This is a genomic window from Emticicia sp., assembly GCF_049241225.1.
Taxonomy (GTDB): Bacteria; Bacteroidota; Bacteroidia; order Cytophagales; family Spirosomataceae; genus Emticicia.
Genome location: NZ_JBMLRC010000037.1, coordinates 36945 through 54629, shown reverse-complemented (window position 1 = coordinate 54629; position 17685 = coordinate 36945). Strand labels below are relative to the sequence as shown.

At 36.6% G+C, this 17685-nt stretch carries 21 protein-coding genes; 15 read left to right on the top strand and 6 right to left on the bottom strand.

Features of this window, described 5'->3' with window-relative positions; genetic code table 11:
* Nucleotides 1-45: 45 nt before the first annotated feature.
* Nucleotides 46-1185 carry a signal peptidase I gene (lepB, locus tag ACOVO2_RS02405; protein WP_421768439.1) on the top strand — a complete coding sequence of 380 codons (1140 nt, stop codon included), beginning with the start codon at nt 46-48 and terminating at the stop codon, nt 1183-1185.
* 82 nt (nt 1186-1267) lie between these two features.
* On the opposite strand, the gene ung is transcribed toward lepB, so the two are convergent.
* Nucleotides 1268-1933: a uracil-DNA glycosylase gene (gene ung, locus ACOVO2_RS02400; RefSeq protein WP_421768438.1), complete on the bottom strand. Its 666-nt coding sequence runs from the start codon at nt 1931-1933 to the stop codon at nt 1268-1270.
* 177 nt (nt 1934-2110) lie between these two features.
* Here ung and apaG point away from each other — a divergent pair, with 177 nt between their 5' ends.
* The 12 genes from apaG (at nt 2111) to ACOVO2_RS02340 (ending at nt 12647) form a co-directional block, all read left to right on the top strand.
* The gene (gene apaG, locus ACOVO2_RS02395) at nt 2111-2500 is read left to right on the top strand and encodes a Co2+/Mg2+ efflux protein ApaG (RefSeq protein WP_421768437.1); all 390 of its coding nucleotides are present in this window, start codon (nt 2111-2113) and stop codon (nt 2498-2500) included.
* Between the two features lie 161 nt (nt 2501-2661).
* A complete protein-coding gene (fumC, locus tag ACOVO2_RS02390) occupies nt 2662-4062 on the top strand; it encodes a class II fumarate hydratase (RefSeq protein ID WP_421768436.1) in 1401 nt (466 codons plus the stop codon).
* Nucleotides 4063-4119: 57 nt separating this feature from the next.
* Complete coding sequence (locus ACOVO2_RS02385; RefSeq protein ID WP_421768435.1) at nt 4120-4458, top strand: tRNA-binding protein; 339 nt, start codon at nt 4120-4122, stop codon at nt 4456-4458.
* A gap of 69 nt (nt 4459-4527) precedes the next feature.
* Nucleotides 4528-4962, top strand: coding sequence for an HYC_CC_PP family protein (locus tag ACOVO2_RS02380; RefSeq protein WP_421768434.1), 435 nt, complete (start codon nt 4528-4530; stop codon nt 4960-4962).
* Between the two features lie 73 nt (nt 4963-5035).
* Complete coding sequence (locus ACOVO2_RS02375; RefSeq protein WP_421768433.1) at nt 5036-5623, top strand: helix-turn-helix domain-containing protein; 588 nt, start codon at nt 5036-5038, stop codon at nt 5621-5623.
* A gap of 77 nt (nt 5624-5700) precedes the next feature.
* The gene (locus tag ACOVO2_RS02370; protein WP_421768432.1) at nt 5701-6444 is read left to right on the top strand and encodes a heavy-metal-associated domain-containing protein; all 744 of its coding nucleotides are present in this window, start codon (nt 5701-5703) and stop codon (nt 6442-6444) included.
* Between the two features lie 6 nt (nt 6445-6450).
* Nucleotides 6451-7203, top strand: coding sequence for a PepSY domain-containing protein (locus ACOVO2_RS02365; protein ID WP_421768431.1), 753 nt, complete (start codon nt 6451-6453; stop codon nt 7201-7203).
* Nucleotides 7200-7760 (top strand): DUF2911 domain-containing protein, encoded by a 561-nt coding sequence (locus ACOVO2_RS02360; protein ID WP_421768430.1) that lies wholly within the window; start codon nt 7200-7202, stop codon nt 7758-7760. Before ACOVO2_RS02365 ends, ACOVO2_RS02360 begins: the two co-directional genes overlap by 4 nt.
* Before the next feature lie 30 nt (nt 7761-7790).
* Entirely contained in the window at nt 7791-8849 is a 1059-nt protein-coding gene (locus ACOVO2_RS02355) for a YncE family protein (RefSeq protein WP_421768429.1), read from the top strand.
* A 4-nt stretch (nt 8850-8853) separates the two neighbouring features.
* The gene (locus tag ACOVO2_RS02350; protein ID WP_421768428.1) at nt 8854-11100 is read left to right on the top strand and encodes a TonB-dependent receptor domain-containing protein; all 2247 of its coding nucleotides are present in this window, start codon (nt 8854-8856) and stop codon (nt 11098-11100) included.
* Between the two features lie 75 nt (nt 11101-11175).
* Nucleotides 11176-12249 carry a hypothetical protein gene (locus tag ACOVO2_RS02345; RefSeq protein ID WP_421768427.1) on the top strand — a complete coding sequence of 358 codons (1074 nt, stop codon included), beginning with the start codon at nt 11176-11178 and terminating at the stop codon, nt 12247-12249.
* Nucleotides 12250-12293: 44 nt separating this feature from the next.
* The gene (locus ACOVO2_RS02340; RefSeq protein ID WP_421768426.1) at nt 12294-12647 is read left to right on the top strand and encodes a heavy-metal-associated domain-containing protein; all 354 of its coding nucleotides are present in this window, start codon (nt 12294-12296) and stop codon (nt 12645-12647) included.
* A 61-nt stretch (nt 12648-12708) separates the two neighbouring features.
* Here ACOVO2_RS02340 and sucC read toward each other — a convergent pair whose 3' ends face one another.
* Nucleotides 12709-13926: an ADP-forming succinate--CoA ligase subunit beta gene (gene sucC, locus ACOVO2_RS02335; RefSeq protein ID WP_421768425.1), complete on the bottom strand. Its 1218-nt coding sequence runs from the start codon at nt 13924-13926 to the stop codon at nt 12709-12711.
* A 217-nt stretch (nt 13927-14143) separates the two neighbouring features.
* Here sucC and ACOVO2_RS02330 point away from each other — a divergent pair, with 217 nt between their 5' ends.
* Together ACOVO2_RS02330 and ACOVO2_RS02325 are read left to right on the top strand one after the other, a co-directional pair.
* Nucleotides 14144-14803, top strand: coding sequence for an ABC transporter ATP-binding protein (locus ACOVO2_RS02330; RefSeq protein ID WP_421768424.1), 660 nt, complete (start codon nt 14144-14146; stop codon nt 14801-14803).
* A gap of 66 nt (nt 14804-14869) precedes the next feature.
* Complete coding sequence (locus tag ACOVO2_RS02325) at nt 14870-15652, top strand: queuosine precursor transporter (protein WP_421768423.1); 783 nt, start codon at nt 14870-14872, stop codon at nt 15650-15652.
* Between the two features lie 38 nt (nt 15653-15690).
* On the opposite strand, the gene ACOVO2_RS02320 is transcribed toward ACOVO2_RS02325, so the two are convergent.
* From ACOVO2_RS02320 to ACOVO2_RS02305, 4 genes are all read right to left on the bottom strand, one after another.
* A complete protein-coding gene (locus ACOVO2_RS02320; protein ID WP_421768422.1) occupies nt 15691-15846 on the bottom strand; it encodes a FeoB-associated Cys-rich membrane protein in 156 nt (51 codons plus the stop codon).
* Nucleotides 15843-16376, bottom strand: a complete 534-nt coding sequence (locus ACOVO2_RS02315) for a YfiT family bacillithiol transferase (protein WP_421768421.1) — start codon at nt 16374-16376, stop codon at nt 15843-15845. The genes ACOVO2_RS02320 and ACOVO2_RS02315 overlap by 4 nt, the downstream gene beginning before the upstream one ends.
* A gap of 271 nt (nt 16377-16647) precedes the next feature.
* Nucleotides 16648-16854, bottom strand: a complete 207-nt coding sequence (locus ACOVO2_RS02310; protein WP_421768420.1) for a hypothetical protein — start codon at nt 16852-16854, stop codon at nt 16648-16650.
* Between the two features lie 32 nt (nt 16855-16886).
* A complete protein-coding gene (locus ACOVO2_RS02305; RefSeq protein ID WP_421768440.1) occupies nt 16887-17681 on the bottom strand; it encodes an inositol monophosphatase family protein in 795 nt (264 codons plus the stop codon).
* Nucleotides 17682-17685: the final 4 nt, after the last annotated feature.

The following is a 17685-nucleotide window of genomic DNA, read 5'->3' as shown; positions in this document are numbered from 1 at the left end:
TCAAAATAACCTTAAATAGATTCTAAAGTATTAAAAACTATATCAATGGCAGAAGTACAAACTAATACAAAACCAAAAAAGAAAAAATCAGCTATTAGAGAATGGTGGGATTCGGTGTTATTTGCAGTTGTTGCGGCTACACTCATTAGATGGATGTTTTTAGAGGCTTATACAATTCCAACACCTTCGATGGAAAAAAGCTTATTAGTCAATGACTTTCTTTTTGTAAGTAAACTGCACTACGGTTCTCGTACTCCAAAAACAATCTTACAGGTTCCGCTTACGCACCAAAAAATTTGGTTTACTGATCTACCTTCGTATTCAGACCTTATCCAGTTGCCACAATTCCGTTTGCCAGGATTTACTTCTGTAAAAAACAATGATGTAGTGGTTTTCAATTATCCAGGTTGCCCAGAGCGTCCCGACGAATTTGGTGGCTATGATAAATATCCTGTCGATTTACGTACCAACTATATCAAACGTTGCGTAGGTATTGCAGGCGATGTGCTCGAAGTGCGTGATGGACAAGTATTTATCAATGGTAAAATGTCGGATAATCCAGAAAAGATGCAAATGGAATATGCCATTGAAACCAATACACAAGTAAACGAAAAGATTTTCAAGAAATACGAAATCACTGAGTTTGAGCAAGATTTACGTATGACCGATAAGACGATTTATTACGTTACGGCATCGGCAAAAGCAGTGAACGAAATGAAAGGTTTGGATTTTGTAAAGAGTGTCACGCCAATGCTCATGGCTAAAGGTGATACAACTGACCGTAGATACCCAACTTTCCCTCATAATACTCGTTTATTCCCTTTCAATCGTGACAATTATGGTCCGATTACGATTCCGAAGAAAGGTATGACCGTAACTTTAGACGAGAAAAACATTGCTCTATACAAAGGTGTTATTACTACTTTTGATGGAAACGAAAATGCAAAATACGAAAATGGCAGAATCTTGATTGATGGAAAGCCAATCACATCGTATACTTTCAAGCAAAATTATTACTTCATGATGGGAGATAATCGTCATGGTTCTGACGATTCACGTTTCTGGGGATTTGTACCCGAAGACCACATCGTAGGAAAAGCGGTATTTATTTGGATGTCAATCGACAGCGAGGGAAGTTTCTTAAACAAAATCCGTTGGAGCAGATTGTTTTCGATAATTAGATAATAGTTGCTGGGGAATTGGTTATTGATTCGTAATCAATTCCCCAAAAACAAGTTTACTAATAACTAATTGACCAGTAACTAACTTACCATTCAATTTCGGAAACTCCCCTACTTTTCAAATAATTATTCGCTTGACTAAAATGTTTATTTCCAAACCATCCTCCAAAATTAGCCGACATTGGCGATGGATGCTTTGACTTCAGCACAAAATGCTTCGTGGTATCAATAATTTTACCTTTGTCCTGAGCATATTTCCCCCAAAGCATAAATACCACACCTTCTTTTTCATCATTGATACATTTAATTACGGCATCAGTAAATTGCTCCCAACCTTTATTTTGATGAGAGCCCGCACTGGCTGCTTGCACCGTAAGCGTAGAATTTAATAAAAGTACACCTTGCTCGGCCCAACGCTCTAGGTTACCACTTTTTGGGAAAGGTACTCCCAAATCATCGTTAAGCTCCTTAAAGATATTGATAAGTGAGGGTGGAAAAGTAACACCATCATTTACAGAAAAACTTAGTCCATTGGCTTGCCGGGGCCCGTGATAAGGATCTTGGCCAAGAATTACTATTCGAGTTTTATCAAATGAACATTTGTCAAATGCATTAAAAATCAAGCTCCCTGGAGGATAACAAACTGTGGTAGAGTAGGCATTTTTGACAAAATCTATTAATTTCTCGAAATAAGGTTTTTCAAACTCATAACTTAGCCTTACTTTCCAACTTTCTTCAATTTTCACATCCATACAATAAAAAAATAAATGATTTAAATATTTTATGTAATTTTACTACGTTAAAGTTATAAAACTATAGTATTTGTATCCGTTAGGCAACTTTTGTACAATTAAATATGATTAGAATCGATAAAAGTTTAACTTGTTTGGCAATTGCCTTGATTATTTATAAAACTTATACAAAACACTATGACAACAACTGCTGTAACTGCTGGTGTTAAAGTTACCGTAAAAACCGAATATCAGCCTTCATATTCAAACCCGATTCAAGAACACTATGTTTTCACATACCATATCAGAATTGAAAACAACAGTGAAAATACCATACAGTTGATACGTCGTCAGTGGTTTATTTTTGACACAAACGCAACCGTAAGAGAAGTAGAAGGTGAAGGTGTGATTGGAGTTCAACCTGTTTTGGAACCCGGGGAAATTCATGAATACGTATCAGGATGTAATCTAAAAACTACTATCGGAAAGATGGTAGGCACCTATTTAATGGAACGCCTCATTGATGGTAAGCAATTTCATGTAGAAATTCCAGAATTTAACTTAATCGTACCATATCGATTGAATTAATCGTCAAGATACTATTGTTTAAAAGCACGGCATCAACCGTGCTTTTTTTTGTTTAAAATCGTAAAAAAAGTATAGTTTTTCAAAACTATATTCAATTCTAAGTTATTTTTGCGGAAGTGATAAATTTTCAAACCACTCTTATTCATAATTAAAAAAAAATCATGCAATACAGAATAGAAAAAGATACGATGGGCGAGGTACAAGTACCCGCTGATGTATACTGGGGTGCTCAGACTCAACGCTCAATCGAAAACTTTAAGATTGCCCAAGATATTAATAAAATGCCAAAGGAAATCATCAAGGCATTTGCGTATCTAAAGCACGGTGCTGCTTTAGCCAATAATGAATTAGGAGTATTGCCAAAAGAAAAAGCTGATTTAATTGGTACTGTATGTAATGAAATTTTGGCAGGAAAACTCGATGACCAATTTCCATTGGTTGTTTGGCAAACAGGCTCAGGTACGCAGTCGAACATGAACTGTAACGAGGTGATTGCCTACCGTGGACATGTACTACAAGGCGGAGATTTGGGTGACAAACAGAAATTCTTACACCCAAATGATGATGTAAATAAATCACAATCATCGAACGATACTTTCCCAACAGCCATGCACATTGCGGCTTACAAGATGTTGATTGAAGTTACTATTCCGGGTATCGAAAAATTGCGTGATACATTAGCGGCAAAATCGGCTGAATTTATGAACGTCGTAAAAATCGGGCGTACTCACTTCATGGACGCAACGCCGTTGACAGTTGGACAAGAATTTTCGGGCTACGTTTCGCAACTAAATCATGGTCTGAAAGCCATCAAAAATACCTTAGAACACCTTTCTGAATTAGCTCTTGGTGGAACTGCCGTTGGAACGGGTATCAATACTCCAGCTGGGTACTCGGAAGTTGTAGCAAAACACATCGCTAATTTAACAGGTTTGCCATTCATCACAGCCGAAAATAAATTTGAAGCATTGGCGGCTCATGATGCCATCGTTGAGGCTCACGGAGCATTGAAAACTGTTGCTGCAAGTTTGATGAAAATTGCTAACGATGTTCGTATGCTTTCTTCTGGCCCACGTGCAGGTATCGGCGAATTATTTATTCCTGATAACGAGCCGGGTTCTTCAATCATGCCAGGAAAAGTAAACCCAACACAATGCGAAGCTCTCACAATGATTGCGGCACAAGTGATGGGAAATGATGTGGCTATCAACTTTGGTGGTGCAATGGGTCATTTTGAATTGAATGTATTCAAACCAGTAATGATTTATAATTTCTTACACTCAGCACGTTTGATTGGCGAAGGTTGTGTTTCGTTCAATGATAAATGTGCGGTTGGCATTGCTCCACTTGAAGAAAACATTAAAAAACACGTAAACAACTCTTTGATGCTTGTAACTGCCCTCAATACAAAGATTGGCTACTATAAAGCAGCAGAGATTGCACAAACTGCTCATAAAAATGGTTCAACACTCAAAGAAACGGCTATTAGTTTAGGTTATTTAACAGCCGAAGAATTCGACGAGTGGGTAAAACCAGAAGACATGGTTGGCAGCCTAAAATAATTTGCTTTACCGAAAGGACAGCCCTAAAAAGTTGTCCTTTCTTAATTTTTGATAAAAATGGAAACTATCACTTGGCAAGATTTTGAAAAAGTAGAGCTCCGTGCCGGCACCATCATCGAAGTTAATGATTTTCCGAAGGCTCGTAAACCCGCCTACAAGCTTTTGATAGATTTTGGAGATGTCATTGGTGTAAAACGTTCGTCGGCACAAATCACTAAACTCTATACGAAGGAAGAATTGCTTGGCAAACAAGTAATATGTGTGACCAATTTCCCGCCTCGACAAATCGCCGATTTTATGTCGGAGGTTCTTACAACTGGCTTTATTTTGGAAGATGGGGAGGTAGTTTTATCCGAACCGCAACAAAAAGTACCAAATGGAAGTCTTTTAGCATAAAATCATGAACTTTTTCTTGCTAAATTCGTTTATAAATTTATACATTTGTATGTAATTTCAATCAAATCAATGAAAAAGGCTCTATTTCGCATATTTAATGTGTTGATGGCAGTAGTTGTGCTACTCAGTAGCACCGGCTTTGGTTTGGTTGAACATTCTTGTACAGTGAGAGGGAAACAAACCTCTTTACGCAAAAGCGAAACAGCTTGTTGTAACAAAACTGCAAAAAAAGAAAATTTACCACAAAAAACTACAGTAAAAAAAGCAAAATGCTGTACTGAAGAAGAAAAATACGAAAACGTTGATTATTCATCTTCGGCTTCTCAAAGTGTAGCTAAATTCGTACAAAATGGCTTAGATTGGGTAAAAACTACAGTCATTTCGTTTATCAAAGCAATTGTTGAAGATATTTTGAATAATATATCTTCCAAAAATCAAGCTTCTTCTCCCCCATCCTCTACTGGTCGAGCCATTTTGGTTCAGAATCAAACATTCTTAATTTGAGTAAAATATTCTTGGCAAAATAATCAGGCCTCATAACTTGTGGCTGTATTTTTCTATTGACTATTTTACAAAAATGAAACTACTCATCAAAAATATGGTGTGTGACCGTTGTATAAGGGTCGTACGCCAAGACCTTGAAAATATTGGTATAAAGGTAACAAAAACCGCACTTGGCTATGTGGAATTGGCCGAACAAGCTACCATTTCGCAATTTCAAGATATAAAAAATACACTACAAAATTCAGGTTTTGAACTCATTACAGACCAGCGTTTGGCTATAGTTGAGCAAATTAAACTCTTGGTTATCAATGAAGTTTATCAACTCGATACCGATAAAAGTTCTTCTCAAAATTTCTCTGATTTTTTAGTCAAAAAACTTGGTTACGACTATTCATTTATCAGCAGTTTATTTTCATCGATTGAAAAAACAACAATTGAGAAATATATCATTGCTCAAAAAATAGAACGTACAAAAGAATTGCTCTTTAATGGCGACCTAAGCTTATCAGAAATTGCTTGGAAGCTAAATTATAGCAGTGTAGCACACCTTTCCAATCAATTTAAACAGATAATGGGTATTACACCAAGCGAATTTAAAAAGATTGAGAATAAAAAACGTCACTCAATTGACCAGCTTCAAAATGATGTAAATTCTATCTAAAATTTTGTAACATTTAACCAAAAGAGGCACTGTACCTTTGTGAACGAAATTTAAAGTTAAATTAAAACAAAAGAACAATGACACATACATTTGAAGTAACAGGCATGACCTGCGAAGCATGCGAATATAAAATACAGCATCTTTTTTCGGGAATTGAAGGTGTAAAAACAGTTTTGGTTGACCGCAACACCAACAGTGCAACTGTTGAAATGGAAAAGCATATTCCACTAAGTACTTTCATTGAAGTAGTAAAACCCTATTCAAAATATGCGGTTAATGAAAAACCGGCAGTCGAAAAACAAATCTTTTCAGAAGAAGAAACGCCAAAAACTTGGTTTGAAACTTACCGTCCACTTTTATTAATATTCGCTTTCATCACAGGAGTTTCAATCATCAAGGCTTTTCACAACAATATCTTTGAAACAGTTCATTTTAGTTGGATGCACTTTATGAACAATTTCATGGCTGGATTTTTTATTGTTTTTTCATTTTTTAAGTTTCTAAATCTAAAAGCATTTTCTGAAAGCTACGCCATGTATGATTTATTGGCGATGAAAGTACCAATTTATGGTTTGATTTACCCATTCATTGAGTTGGGATTAGGACTGGCATATCTGACATCGTTTCAACCACAATTCACGAATTGGGCAACAATTATAATCATGGGTTTTAGTTCGGTTGGCGTCATTCAGAGTGTTTTAGATAAGAAAAAAATTAGATGTGCTTGTCTGGGAACAGTTTTTAATCTGCCAATGAGTACAGTAACTATTATAGAAGATTTATTGATGGTAGGAATGGCCATTTTAATGTTAGTCATTTAAAAAAGTATGAAGAAAGGCGTATTTCAGCGAAAAATCAGAAAAACTCATCGTTGGTTAGGTGTAATCTTAGGAATTCAATTCTTTTTGTGGACAATCGGCGGACTTTATTTTAGTTGGTCAGATATGGACGAAGTTCATGGCGACCACCAAAAAGCCCACATTCACCCAATGGGAGCCGATATTGACTTTGTAAACCCTAAAGGTATTATTCAACAGATTAAATTGAAAGATTCGGTAAATTTCCTTTTTGATATTCGCTTGATACAAATTCTGAATCGTCCTTTTTATCAAATTACTTATTCAAAAGAACACGATAGAGGTAATAAAATACAACTGGCAAATGCCAAAACCGGTGAGTTACGACCAGCACTTAGCAAAGAAGAAGCGATTGAAATTGCAAAAAAAAGTTTTCTGAATGATGCACCAGTCAAATCTGTCGAGTATCTGACCAACACCAATGGGCATCATGAATACCGAGAGCAGCCACTTCCAGCTTATGCAATCACATTTTCGCACCCAACCAATACAACGGTTTATGTAGCGAGCGAACTCGGTACAGTACAAAAGTTTAGAAATAGTAAATGGAGAATCTTCGATTTTTTATGGATGCTGCACACGATGGATTATCAAAGTCGAGACAATATTTCGAATTGGTTATTGAGAGCTTTTTCAGTGTTTGGAATCATAACGATAATTAGTGGATTTACGCTATTTTTTGTAAGTCAAAAATCAAATTCAAAACAAAATAAAACAACATGAAAAAAATATCAATCTTAAGCATATTTCTATTTTCGACAATTATTTCTTTTGCTCAACACGAAAACCATCAACCAAAAACTGATACCAGCAAGGTAGCAGCAAAGCCCAAAAGTCCGAAAATGGTTACGATGGAAATGATTGGCGACAATCATGTTCACATTGAGTATGGCTCACCAAGTGTGCGAGGACGTAACATTTGGAATGGTTTGGTAGCCTATAACCAAGTATGGTCAACGGGTGCTCATAAAGCAACTTGGGTGGATTTTTCGAAGGATGTTAAAATAAAAGGAACGACAATCCCAAAAGGCAGATATGGTTTCTTTACAATTCCAGACAAAAATGAGTGGACAATCATTTTAAGCAAAACGTGGGATATGCACTTGGCTGATGACTATAAGCAAGAAAATGATATGATTAGGATAAAAGTAAAACCTAAAAAAAGCAAAAATATCACCGAGGCCTTGACCTACGAAGTACTCTCAAAAAATAAGAGTACAGGTACCATCAAGATGAGTTGGGAGTATTTAAGTGTTTCTCTTGATTTTGAAAATTTATAATTTGACAAAAAATCATCAACAAATTAACCAATGAAAAAAATAATAATTTCTATCGCAATCATGGGTTTAATCTTATCGTGTTCAAACGATGAGATGCAACCTATCCTAAATATTAGCTCTCCTTCGGCTTATGTAATCAATGGAGAAAGTACAACTATCTCCGTGATTGACCTGGCAAATTATGAAATTAATACTATAAAATTGAGCAATAAATCAGGCGGTGGGCATTTATCACACAATTCGAGCGATGATATTCAATTTCCTCATCATATTTATCTTTCGCCAGATGGCACAAAACTCAGTATCGGTGTTCCGGGAGTAGATTTAACGGAAGGACACTCGGGTGTTCATGAAACAAAAGGTAAAATCTTGATTGTTGATGCCAAAACTGGGCAAACACTTTCAAAGACAGACTTAGACAAACCAAATCATAACTCTATTTTCTCGCCAGATGGCAAAGAAATATGGACAACTTTGATGCAACATGACGGTAAAACACTGGTTTTTGACGCACAAAACATGACTCTTAAAAATATGATTGCAGTTGGGAATGACCCCGCCGAAGTTACATTCTCGTCAAACGGAAAATATGCTTTTACGGCAAACGGGGGCAGTAACTCGGTATCGGTCATTGACATTCAAACCAAAAAGGTAATAAAAACGATTGCTGTTGGAAATGAACCTGTGGGAGCATGGACAGGCTCAGATGGTAATATGTATGTCGATAATGAAATAGGAAAAAGTGTGAGTATCATTAATGTTGATAAACTTGAAATTGTTGAAACCGTAGATTTAGGTTTTACGCCTGGTTATGTTGCTTATAATCAGTCATTAAACGAAATGTGGGTAAGCAATGCAGGTCAGAGTTTTGTTTACTATTTTACAAGAGAAAATAATAAATGGAAAAAAGCTGGCAGCATACAAACGGGTTTGGATGCTCATGCCATTGCATTCTCGAAAGATGGTAAACTTGCTTATGTTACTAATCAGAAGAACCTCACAGTTTCAATTGTCGATGCAGCTAATCACACCAAAATAAAAGACATTCAGGTTGGTCAAAAACCCAACGGAATTGTCATTAAAAACTAATAAAATGGAGAATCTCATTCAAAAAAATATACATTGGCAATTTATTGTATTACTATTTCTATCGGTAAGTACAAGTTTTGCCCAAAATGTCAGCGGTGTAGTTTTAGATAAAAACAATAATAAAGAAGAGCCAATCATTGGAGCAACTGTAAACTGGCTTGGCACAAAAATAGCCACTACCACCGATGTTGAAGGGAAATTTACGATTGCTCGTGCCAAATCCAAAAAACTGGTAATCAGCTTTGTTGGCTATAAATCTGACACACTCGACATTAGTAACGAAACCGATTTGAGAGTTTATCTGCAATCCGAAAATCAACTCCAAGAAGTGGTAGTTCGTAGTAGTTCAACTTCAATGGATAGGCTATCGCCAATTCATACCGAAATCTTGACATCAAAGGCATTGGCAAAAGCTGCTTGTTGTAACCTTTCTGAGAGTTTCGAGACAAACGCCTCGGTTTCAGTGAGTTATGCAGACGCCGTCACGGGTGCAAAACAGATTCAACTATTAGGTTTGGCAGGAACTTATGTACAAACCAATGTCGAAAATATACCATCAATCAGAGGACTGGCCACAACTTTTGGGCTAAACTATATTCCTGGAACATGGATTCAGTCGATTGATATTGGCAAAGGTGCAGGTTCGGTAGTAAATGGTTATGAGTCAATGACAGGACAAATCAATGTGGAACTTCAAAAACCAGATTTAGCCGAAAAAGTATATCTCAATACCTATGTAAATAGCTTAGGTCGTGGAGAAATCAATCTCAATTTGGCACATATTTTTAAACAAAAACAAGAATCTAAACCCAAATGGTCGGTGGCATTTCTATCACATGGCTCTACGATGCAAACCTCGATTGATAAAAACAACGATAATTTCTATGATTTGCCTAAATATACCCAAGCAAATTTTATTAATCGTTGGAAATATGAATCCGATAAAATGGTTGCTCAATTTGGTGTCAAATACCTTTATGATACTCGTTTGGGTGGGCAAATCAATAAAAATCCATTATCACTTGATAATCTTATTTATAGATTTTCTAATACAACGAATAGAGTCGAGTTTTTCTCAAAAACCGCTAAACTTTATCAGTCAAAACCATATAGAGGCTTAGGTCTAATTGTCAACGGAGTAATACATGATTCAAAATCACAGTTCGGCTTTCGTCCGTATGATGGCAAACAACAAACACTCTACGGCAATCTAATTTATCAAGATATTTTTGGCAACACCAATCACTCATATAAAGCGGGTTTAAGCTTTTTGTATGATAATTACGATGAAAAATTTACTGATTTAATTTATCAGCGTGAAGAAATAGTGAAAGGTGGATTCTTTGAATATACCTACAAGCACCTCGATAAACTAACCGCAGTAGCTGGTACACGGCTTGATTTTCATAATCTTTTTGGTACGATATTCACGCCTCGCTTGCACGTACTATATAACGCAACTGAAAATACAGCCTTGCGTCTTTCGGCAGGAAAAGGTTTCCGAACCGCCAATCCATTTGCCGAATATTTCGGAAATTTGGTAAGTTCAAGAACAGTTCGTTTCTTAGAAACCATCAACCCTGAAGTTTCATGGAATTACGGAGTGAGTTTGACCAAAACTTTCGGAAAATCTAATTTGATTATTGACTTGTTTCATACTCGATTCCAAAATCAATTGATTGGTGATACCGAGCACCCAAATTTCTTGTATTTCTACAATTCACAAGGAAAAAACTATGCCAACTCGGCCCAAATAGAGTTGAATCTTGTACCAGCACCTCGACTCGAATTCAAAATCGCTTATCGCTATTCTGATGTATGGCAAACACTCGGAAAAGCATTTGAGCAGCAGATTACGGTACAAAAAATGTTTATTCCTCGAGATAGAATTTTGTTTAACGTTGGTTATGCACTACCTTTCGATAAATGGAAATTTGATGCCACACTACAATACAACGGCAAACGAAGAATTCCGAATTTATCGACGGAGTATCTACATACAAGCTATGAAACAATGCCAATCCAGTTTGCACCAGCTTTCGTAAATCTGAACGCACAAGTAAGTCGTTCGTTCAGAAGATGGGATGTGTATCTTGGAGGAGAAAACCTAACAAATTTCACTCAAAAATCACCAATTGTAACTCCTGAGAACCCATTTGGTAGCCGTTTTGACGCAGGCAGTGCATGGGGGCCAGTCGTGGGTAAGGTGATATATTTTGGTACACGTTATAAATTAGGCGGAAGAATTTAGATTTTGCTTAAAATCTGTTTTCATTATACAGTTAAACTAAGTAGATTCGTTTTAGAAATAAGAAATCAAATTACAATGCAACTGAAAAAACGAATTTACACATTTAACTATCTGACTATAGGAATTATTTTTTTGAGCCTATTTGTGTCGTCGTGCAAGGAGTCCCAAAAAGTAGATACTGAGCCAAAACCTGTTATAACTGATTATCCAAAAGGATATGTAGTAAACGGTGCAAGCAATAATATTTCAATTATCGACTTGAATGAATTGAGTGTAAAAAATATCATTCAACTGACCGAGTTAGGGCGTTTTCCGCACCACATTAATTTGTCGGCTGATGGCAAAAAAATAGCGGTAGCTTTACCAGAATTTGATTTTTTACTTGGTCATGCTGCTTTACACAACGCAACTAACAAAAAAGGAGGCGTAGCTATCATTGACACACAAAATGGCAATACTTTGTTGAAAATTGCAGTACCAAGTGTCAATTTTAATGCAGCATTTAATGCTGATGGTAGCGAAGTCTGGACAGCAAGTTCGACTCACACTGGCGAAATGTTTGTATATGATGCCAATAATGGTACTTTAAAAAATAGAATTGTACTCGGAACTGACCCGACAGAAGTAGTTTTTTCGAGAGATGGACAATATGTTTTTGTAGCATTGGGTGAGAGCAGTTTTGTTTATGTTTTAAACGCAAAAACAAAATTAATCACCAAAACAATCAAAGTTGATGCTTTCCCGACCAATGTTTGGGCGGGAATTGATGATAAAATTTACGTAGAAAACAAAGTTGCTCAAACCATAAATGTCATTGATGCTAAAACCCTGACGGTCGTTGATTACTTAGATGTTGTTTTTACGCCTGGGCAAATCGCATATAATCAAAGCCTCAATGAACTTTGGGTTTGTCAAGCTGGTGAAAATAAAGTGGCCTATTTTGAAAGAAAAAATAATCGTTGGAGCTTGAAGGGTAGTATCGTTACTGGCAATGATGCTCACGCCGTAACTTTTACAAAAGATATGAAACGAGCATTTGTGGTTAATCAGAAAGGTAATACGGTATCTGTAATTGATGCCAGCACTCACACAAAAACAAAAGATATTTCGGTTGGTGGTCAGCCCAACGGAATTGTATTGAAAGAATAAAATTTAATAAACTATAAATCGTGGCGACGAACCGCAATAATACAATGAAAAAAGCAATTTCAATTTTGACTATTTTACTGACTATCAGCATTTTAACATTCGCGATTGAACCGCCGAAAACGGCTGAAGTAAAAATCAAGACATCAGCAAAATGTGGTATGTGCAAAAAACGTATCGAGCGTGATTTGGGTGTTTCTAAGGGAATTGTTAGTTCTAACTTAAACTTAGAGGATAAAGTTGTAACAATTACTTACAACACAAAAAAGACAAGTCCAGAAAAAATCAAAGGAGTGATTTCGAAAATTGGTTATGATGCAGATGAAATTGTAGCCGACCAAAAATCGCACGATGCTTTACCAAGTTGTTGCCAAAAAACAGCAGCTGCTCACAAAGATTGATAGCAACAAAAAAGGTGTTATTCTCGGAATAACACCTTTTTTATATAATTCAAGCGAAAAATTAATTTTCGTTCAATACTTTCTCAACTAATTCGGCTGCTTCTTTCAAAACAATTGCAGAATAAACTTTCAAACCAGATTCGTTGATGATTGCCGCACCTTCAGCCGCGTTTGTTCCTTGCAAACGAACAATAATTGGCACTGGGATTTCGCCGATGGCTTTGTAAGCCTCAACTACACCAGTCGCAACACGGTCGCAACGCACGATACCACCAAAGATATTAATCAAAATAGCTTTAACGTTCGGGTCTTTCAAGATAATTCTGAAACCAGCTTCCACAGTTTTAGCATTTGCACCACCACCTACGTCAAGGAAGTTAGCAGGCTCACCACCCGAAAGCTTGATGATATCCATAGTTGCCATTGCCAAACCTGCACCATTTACCATACAACCAACGTTTCCGTCTAGTTTCACATAGTTGAGGTCATTATCAGCTGCTTCTACCTCCAATGGATCCTCTTCGGCCTTATCACGCATAGCTGCCAAATCAGGGTGGCGATAAAGAGCATTATCATCAATATTTACTTTAGCATCAACTGCTAAAATTTTATTATCAGATGTTTTCAAAACTGGGTTGATTTCAAACATTGAAGAGTCTGATTCAACATAAGCTTGATACAATGAAGTTACAAACTTCACCATTTCTTTATTAGCAGTTCCCGTTAAGCCCAATTTATCGGCAATTTTACGAGCTTGGAAAGCCTGTAAACCAACACGTGGGTCAATCCACTCTTTGAAGATTTTCTCTGGTGTATGTTCAGCTACTTCTTCGATATCCATACCACCTTCAGTCGAAGCCATGATTACATTGCAACCTTTTGCTCTGTCGAGCAAGATACCCATGTAATATTCTTTGGGCTCGCTTTCTCCTGGATAGTAAGCATCTTCTGCAACCAAAACTTTGTTTACAACTTTTCCTTCAGCACCAGTTTGGATAGTTACTAATACATTTCCAAGCAAATTTGTTGAGATACGTTGTACATCATCAGCAGATTTTGCTAATTGTACACCTCTTTGCTCAGAGCCTACGATACTACCTTTCCCACGTCCACCAGCGTGAATTTGTGATTTCACAACGGCAAACTTAGAGTTAGTCATTTCGGCAATTTGCTGATAGGCAGCTACTGCTTGCTCAGGTGTTTCGGCTACGATTCCTCGCTGGATACGTACGCCATATCGGCTTAGTATTTCTTTACCTTGATACTCGTGAACGTTCATGTAAAGTAGGATTTTTTTAAGTTTTAAATTTTTTGCTAAATTAGTCAACAAAAATGAAATAACAATTACGAAATTTCAGTTAATTGCTAAATTGCTATAAAATTACGAATTAGGCTTACATTTAGGCAAATAATGCCTATTTTTAGTCATTATTTTACCATTAAAAATTTATAACAAATTTAATAACAGCGATTTGGGTGAATCGCAGCTCAAGAAAATGCTTACAGCAAAAAATATAAAGAAAAACTACGGAAACTTACAGGTGTTGAAAGGTATCGACTTAGAAATAAAGCAAGGCGAAGTAATTTCGATAGTTGGAGCGTCGGGAGCAGGAAAAACCACACTTCTACAAATTTTAGGAACACTCGATAAAGCTGATTCTGGCGAGGTATTGCTCAATGGCGTAGATTATGGTTTACTGAAAGATAAAGAACTGGCTAAGTTTAGAAATGAAAAAATTAGCTTTATTTTCCAGTTTCATAACCTCATGCCCGAATTTACGGCCATAGAAAATGTTTGTTTACCCGCTTGGATTGGCGGAAAGGACACTTCTGAAACTACAAAAAGAGCAGAAGAATTGCTCCAACTACTGGGTTTAAAAGAAAGAGCCAAACATTTTCCATCCGAACTTTCGGGTGGCGAACAACAGCGTGTAGCGGTGGCAAGAGCCTTAATCAACTCTCCATCTGTGGTTTTTGCTGATGAACCAAGCGGAAATCTCGACTCAAAAAATGCCGAAGAATTGCATCAATTGTTTTTTGAGTTGAGGAAACAATTCAATCAGACATTTGTTATTATTACTCATAACGAACATTTGGCAAATATGGCCGATCGAAAATTGGTTATGCAAGATGGCGTAATAATTAGTGACTTGTAACTGGTTACCGGAAATTGGTATAAATTCCTGATTTCCTGTAACAAATAACCAATATCTAAACTAAAAATGTCTGACTCAATAAAAACTAAAAAACAAACACTCTATCTTATTTTATGTGGGATTTTCTTAACTAATGCCGTTGTGGCAGAAGTGATTGGAGCTAAGATTTTTTCGGTTGAGGCCACACTCGGCATTGCACCTCTGCAAATTCCATTGTTTGGGCAGAAATTCAACTTTAATATGTCGGCGGGGGTACTAAATTGGCCTTTCGTTTTTATTACTTCCGATATTATTAATGAATACTTTGGCAAAAGTGGCGTAAAGAAAATTTCTTATCTGACTGCTATTCTGATTGCTTATGCTTTTATTATTATTTATATCTCGACAATAGTCTCACCAGCAGATTTTTGGGTGAATCATAATAATAAAGATAATGCAGGAAACTTCCTAAATATTGATGATGCTTACGGAATTATTTTCCGCCAAGGGCTTGGAATTATTTTAGGATCAATTACGGCTTTTTTGGTTGGGCAAATTTTAGATGCTACCGTATTCCATTGGCTAAGAAAATATACCAACAATAAAATGATTTGGCTGAGAGCCACAGGCTCGACATTAGTCTCTCAACTGATTGATAGTTTTGTGGTGATTTTTATAGCCTTTTATGTATTCGGAAACTGGACAATTACGGAAGTGGTGACGACTGGAACAAATAATTATATATACAAATTTGTTGTTGCTATTTTGCTCACTCCACTGATTTATTTAGCACATAGCATTATCGATAAATACTTAGGCAAAGAACACGCTCATCAGATTATTGATGAGGCTACCTTCACTCCGATGTAAATCCCCTCCCAGCCCTCCCCAATAGGGAGGGTATATTTTTAATCTTTTATAGGAATCTCAATCTTACTGACTTGGCAGTTGCCTGCACAGCCAGCACAACTCGATGCTTTTCCTGCAAATTGTTTACGTACAATATTTACTAAATAAACTACTGCACCAACAAAAATGAGTCCGATTATTATGTTTTCTATCATTTTAGTGCCTGAACAATGTGTTGATAATGATGCTCCGAGTGCCACGCATACAAGGCTATAACTTCCTGCATATCAAACGATTTTTGATAGCCACCGTGATAATATGTTTTCTTTAATCCTTTTTTATCAAGACTTTTAAAAAGTACCACCATACGTTTGTGCAAACCCTCGATAATTTGTAAAGAAGGCTTAATCGGTAACGAATGGTCAGGTAATAAAGCCCAAGCGGCTTCGTCATAACCTTTGATTGGCGGATTTTCTTCGGTTAAAGCAAAACGCACACGAGTAAACATATTTATGTGGCTATCGGCAATATGATGCACTACCTGACGCACCGTCCAACCCTCTGGGCGGTAAGGTGTATCTAATTGAGCATCAGATAGTTTTGCTGCTAAGGCCTTCAATCGCTGAGGTAATTTCTCTAAAACTTTTATGTGTGTACGAGTATCGGATTTAGAATATTTCTTTCCATATTCAAAATCTCCGATTGGGTATTTTAGCGATTCGACGCTCGGCTTTTCAAAATTCATTATCAAGGAAAATTTTTATATATCTCTTTACGTGCTAAGAAACGGCTAAGAATAACAGTATCATTTTCATAATAAAAACCAATTCGATAATCTTTGATACCTTTTGTTCGAATTCGATAGACATTTTTAAAGCCTACCATTTTCTTTATACCTACGATTTCGTTTACATTATTGGCTCTTTTGATATCTTCAATAATTTATAATATTGCGGGCTTCAAAACATTTGGCACCTTTTTTACGTCACGTTCAAAACTCGCTTTATATTCATATTTCATTGACGCAACCAGTTTTCAAAGTCTAATTTTTCTTCGTTATTCAAAATTGGACTTTCTTTTTCTTCTTCCATTAACTTAAACATAGCCAAGTCTTCTTTTTGCTCATTCGTGTAAGTTTTTGCTGGAATATTTACCAATTTCAAAAAACTCGAAATGGCCTTCAATTGGTCTTTATTCTCTGGTGTGATTACAAAAGTAGTCATTTTATAAATCAGAAATGTTTTTTATGTAATAGCTATACAGTCCAATAACGTTGAATTTCGGCCAGTAGTTCCGCATGAACTGCCGAACCTACTACCACATCTCCGCCAAAAAGATGGTTGTCTCCACCCGAAAAATCTGAGGCAAAACCGCCAGCTTCAGTTACAAGAAGTATTCCAGCGGCCATATCCCACGAGTTGAGATTATATTCATAGAAACCATCAAAATATCCGCAAGCTGTGTAGGCTAAATCAATGGCAGCAGACCCCATTCGGCGTAAACCGTGTGTTTTTTGCATCAACGATTCTAAAATCTTGAGGTATTTATCTTGATTCTCGAATTTATAGTAAGGAAAACCCGTTGCCAATAAACTTTCTCCTAAATGCTTGATTGGGGAAACTTTAATTGGTTGGTCGTTCCTAAAAGCTCCACCACCTTTCATGGCATAAAAGACTTCGTTTGAACAAACAACATACACAACTCCAACTAACACATCTTTTCCACGAGCGAGAGCTAAACTCACTGAATAATTGGGCAAACCATGAATAAAATTGGCCGTACCATCAAGTGGGTCAATAATCCAATTTAAACCTTCAAGGTCAGATGAGTCGGCTGTGCCTTCTTCCGTTATGAAACCCGCTTCGGGCAAAATCTCCCGCAAACGACTCACGATTATTTTTTCAGTTTCTTTATCAACATACGAAACTACGTTGTTCACATCTTTATACTCAACCGAATTTCGGTTAAATTTAGCTGATTCTTGAGCAATAAATGCTCCTGCTTCTTTGGCTACTTCTACTGTTTGGTGGCAAATTTCTTGTAAATTCATATTT

Excerpts from the sequence above, each read along its gene's own strand:
- ACOVO2_RS02330 (WP_421768424.1), top strand. The coding sequence starts at position 14,144 with ATGCTTACAGCAAAAAATATAAAGAAAAACTACGGAAACTTACAGGTG.
- ACOVO2_RS02370 (WP_421768432.1), top strand. The coding sequence starts at position 5,701 with ATGACACATACATTTGAAGTAACAGGCATGACCTGCGAAGCATGCGAA.
- ACOVO2_RS02375 (WP_421768433.1), top strand. The coding sequence starts at position 5,036 with ATGAAACTACTCATCAAAAATATGGTGTGTGACCGTTGTATAAGGGTC.
- ACOVO2_RS02315 (WP_421768421.1), bottom strand. The coding sequence starts at position 16,376 with ATGAATTTTGAAAAGCCGAGCGTCGAATCGCTAAAATACCCAATCGGA.
- ACOVO2_RS02305 (WP_421768440.1), bottom strand. The coding sequence starts at position 17,681 with ATGAATTTACAAGAAATTTGCCACCAAACAGTAGAAGTAGCCAAAGAA.
- sucC (WP_421768425.1), bottom strand. The coding sequence starts at position 13,926 with ATGAACGTTCACGAGTATCAAGGTAAAGAAATACTAAGCCGATATGGC.
- ACOVO2_RS02360 (WP_421768430.1), top strand. The coding sequence starts at position 7,200 with ATGAAAAAAATATCAATCTTAAGCATATTTCTATTTTCGACAATTATT.
- ACOVO2_RS02310 (WP_421768420.1), bottom strand. The coding sequence starts at position 16,854 with ATGACTACTTTTGTAATCACACCAGAGAATAAAGACCAATTGAAGGCC.
- ACOVO2_RS02380 (WP_421768434.1), top strand. The coding sequence starts at position 4,528 with ATGAAAAAGGCTCTATTTCGCATATTTAATGTGTTGATGGCAGTAGTT.
- fumC (WP_421768436.1), top strand. The coding sequence starts at position 2,662 with ATGCAATACAGAATAGAAAAAGATACGATGGGCGAGGTACAAGTACCC.
- lepB (WP_421768439.1), top strand. The coding sequence starts at position 46 with ATGGCAGAAGTACAAACTAATACAAAACCAAAAAAGAAAAAATCAGCT.
- ACOVO2_RS02350 (WP_421768428.1), top strand. The coding sequence starts at position 8,854 with ATGGAGAATCTCATTCAAAAAAATATACATTGGCAATTTATTGTATTA.
- ACOVO2_RS02365 (WP_421768431.1), top strand. The coding sequence starts at position 6,451 with ATGAAGAAAGGCGTATTTCAGCGAAAAATCAGAAAAACTCATCGTTGG.
- ACOVO2_RS02385 (WP_421768435.1), top strand. The coding sequence starts at position 4,120 with ATGGAAACTATCACTTGGCAAGATTTTGAAAAAGTAGAGCTCCGTGCC.
- ung (WP_421768438.1), bottom strand. The coding sequence starts at position 1,933 with ATGGATGTGAAAATTGAAGAAAGTTGGAAAGTAAGGCTAAGTTATGAG.
- ACOVO2_RS02345 (WP_421768427.1), top strand. The coding sequence starts at position 11,176 with ATGCAACTGAAAAAACGAATTTACACATTTAACTATCTGACTATAGGA.
- ACOVO2_RS02340 (WP_421768426.1), top strand. The coding sequence starts at position 12,294 with ATGAAAAAAGCAATTTCAATTTTGACTATTTTACTGACTATCAGCATT.
- ACOVO2_RS02355 (WP_421768429.1), top strand. The coding sequence starts at position 7,791 with ATGAAAAAAATAATAATTTCTATCGCAATCATGGGTTTAATCTTATCG.
- ACOVO2_RS02320 (WP_421768422.1), bottom strand. The coding sequence starts at position 15,846 with ATGATAGAAAACATAATAATCGGACTCATTTTTGTTGGTGCAGTAGTT.
- ACOVO2_RS02325 (WP_421768423.1), top strand. The coding sequence starts at position 14,870 with ATGTCTGACTCAATAAAAACTAAAAAACAAACACTCTATCTTATTTTA.
- apaG (WP_421768437.1), top strand. The coding sequence starts at position 2,111 with ATGACAACAACTGCTGTAACTGCTGGTGTTAAAGTTACCGTAAAAACC.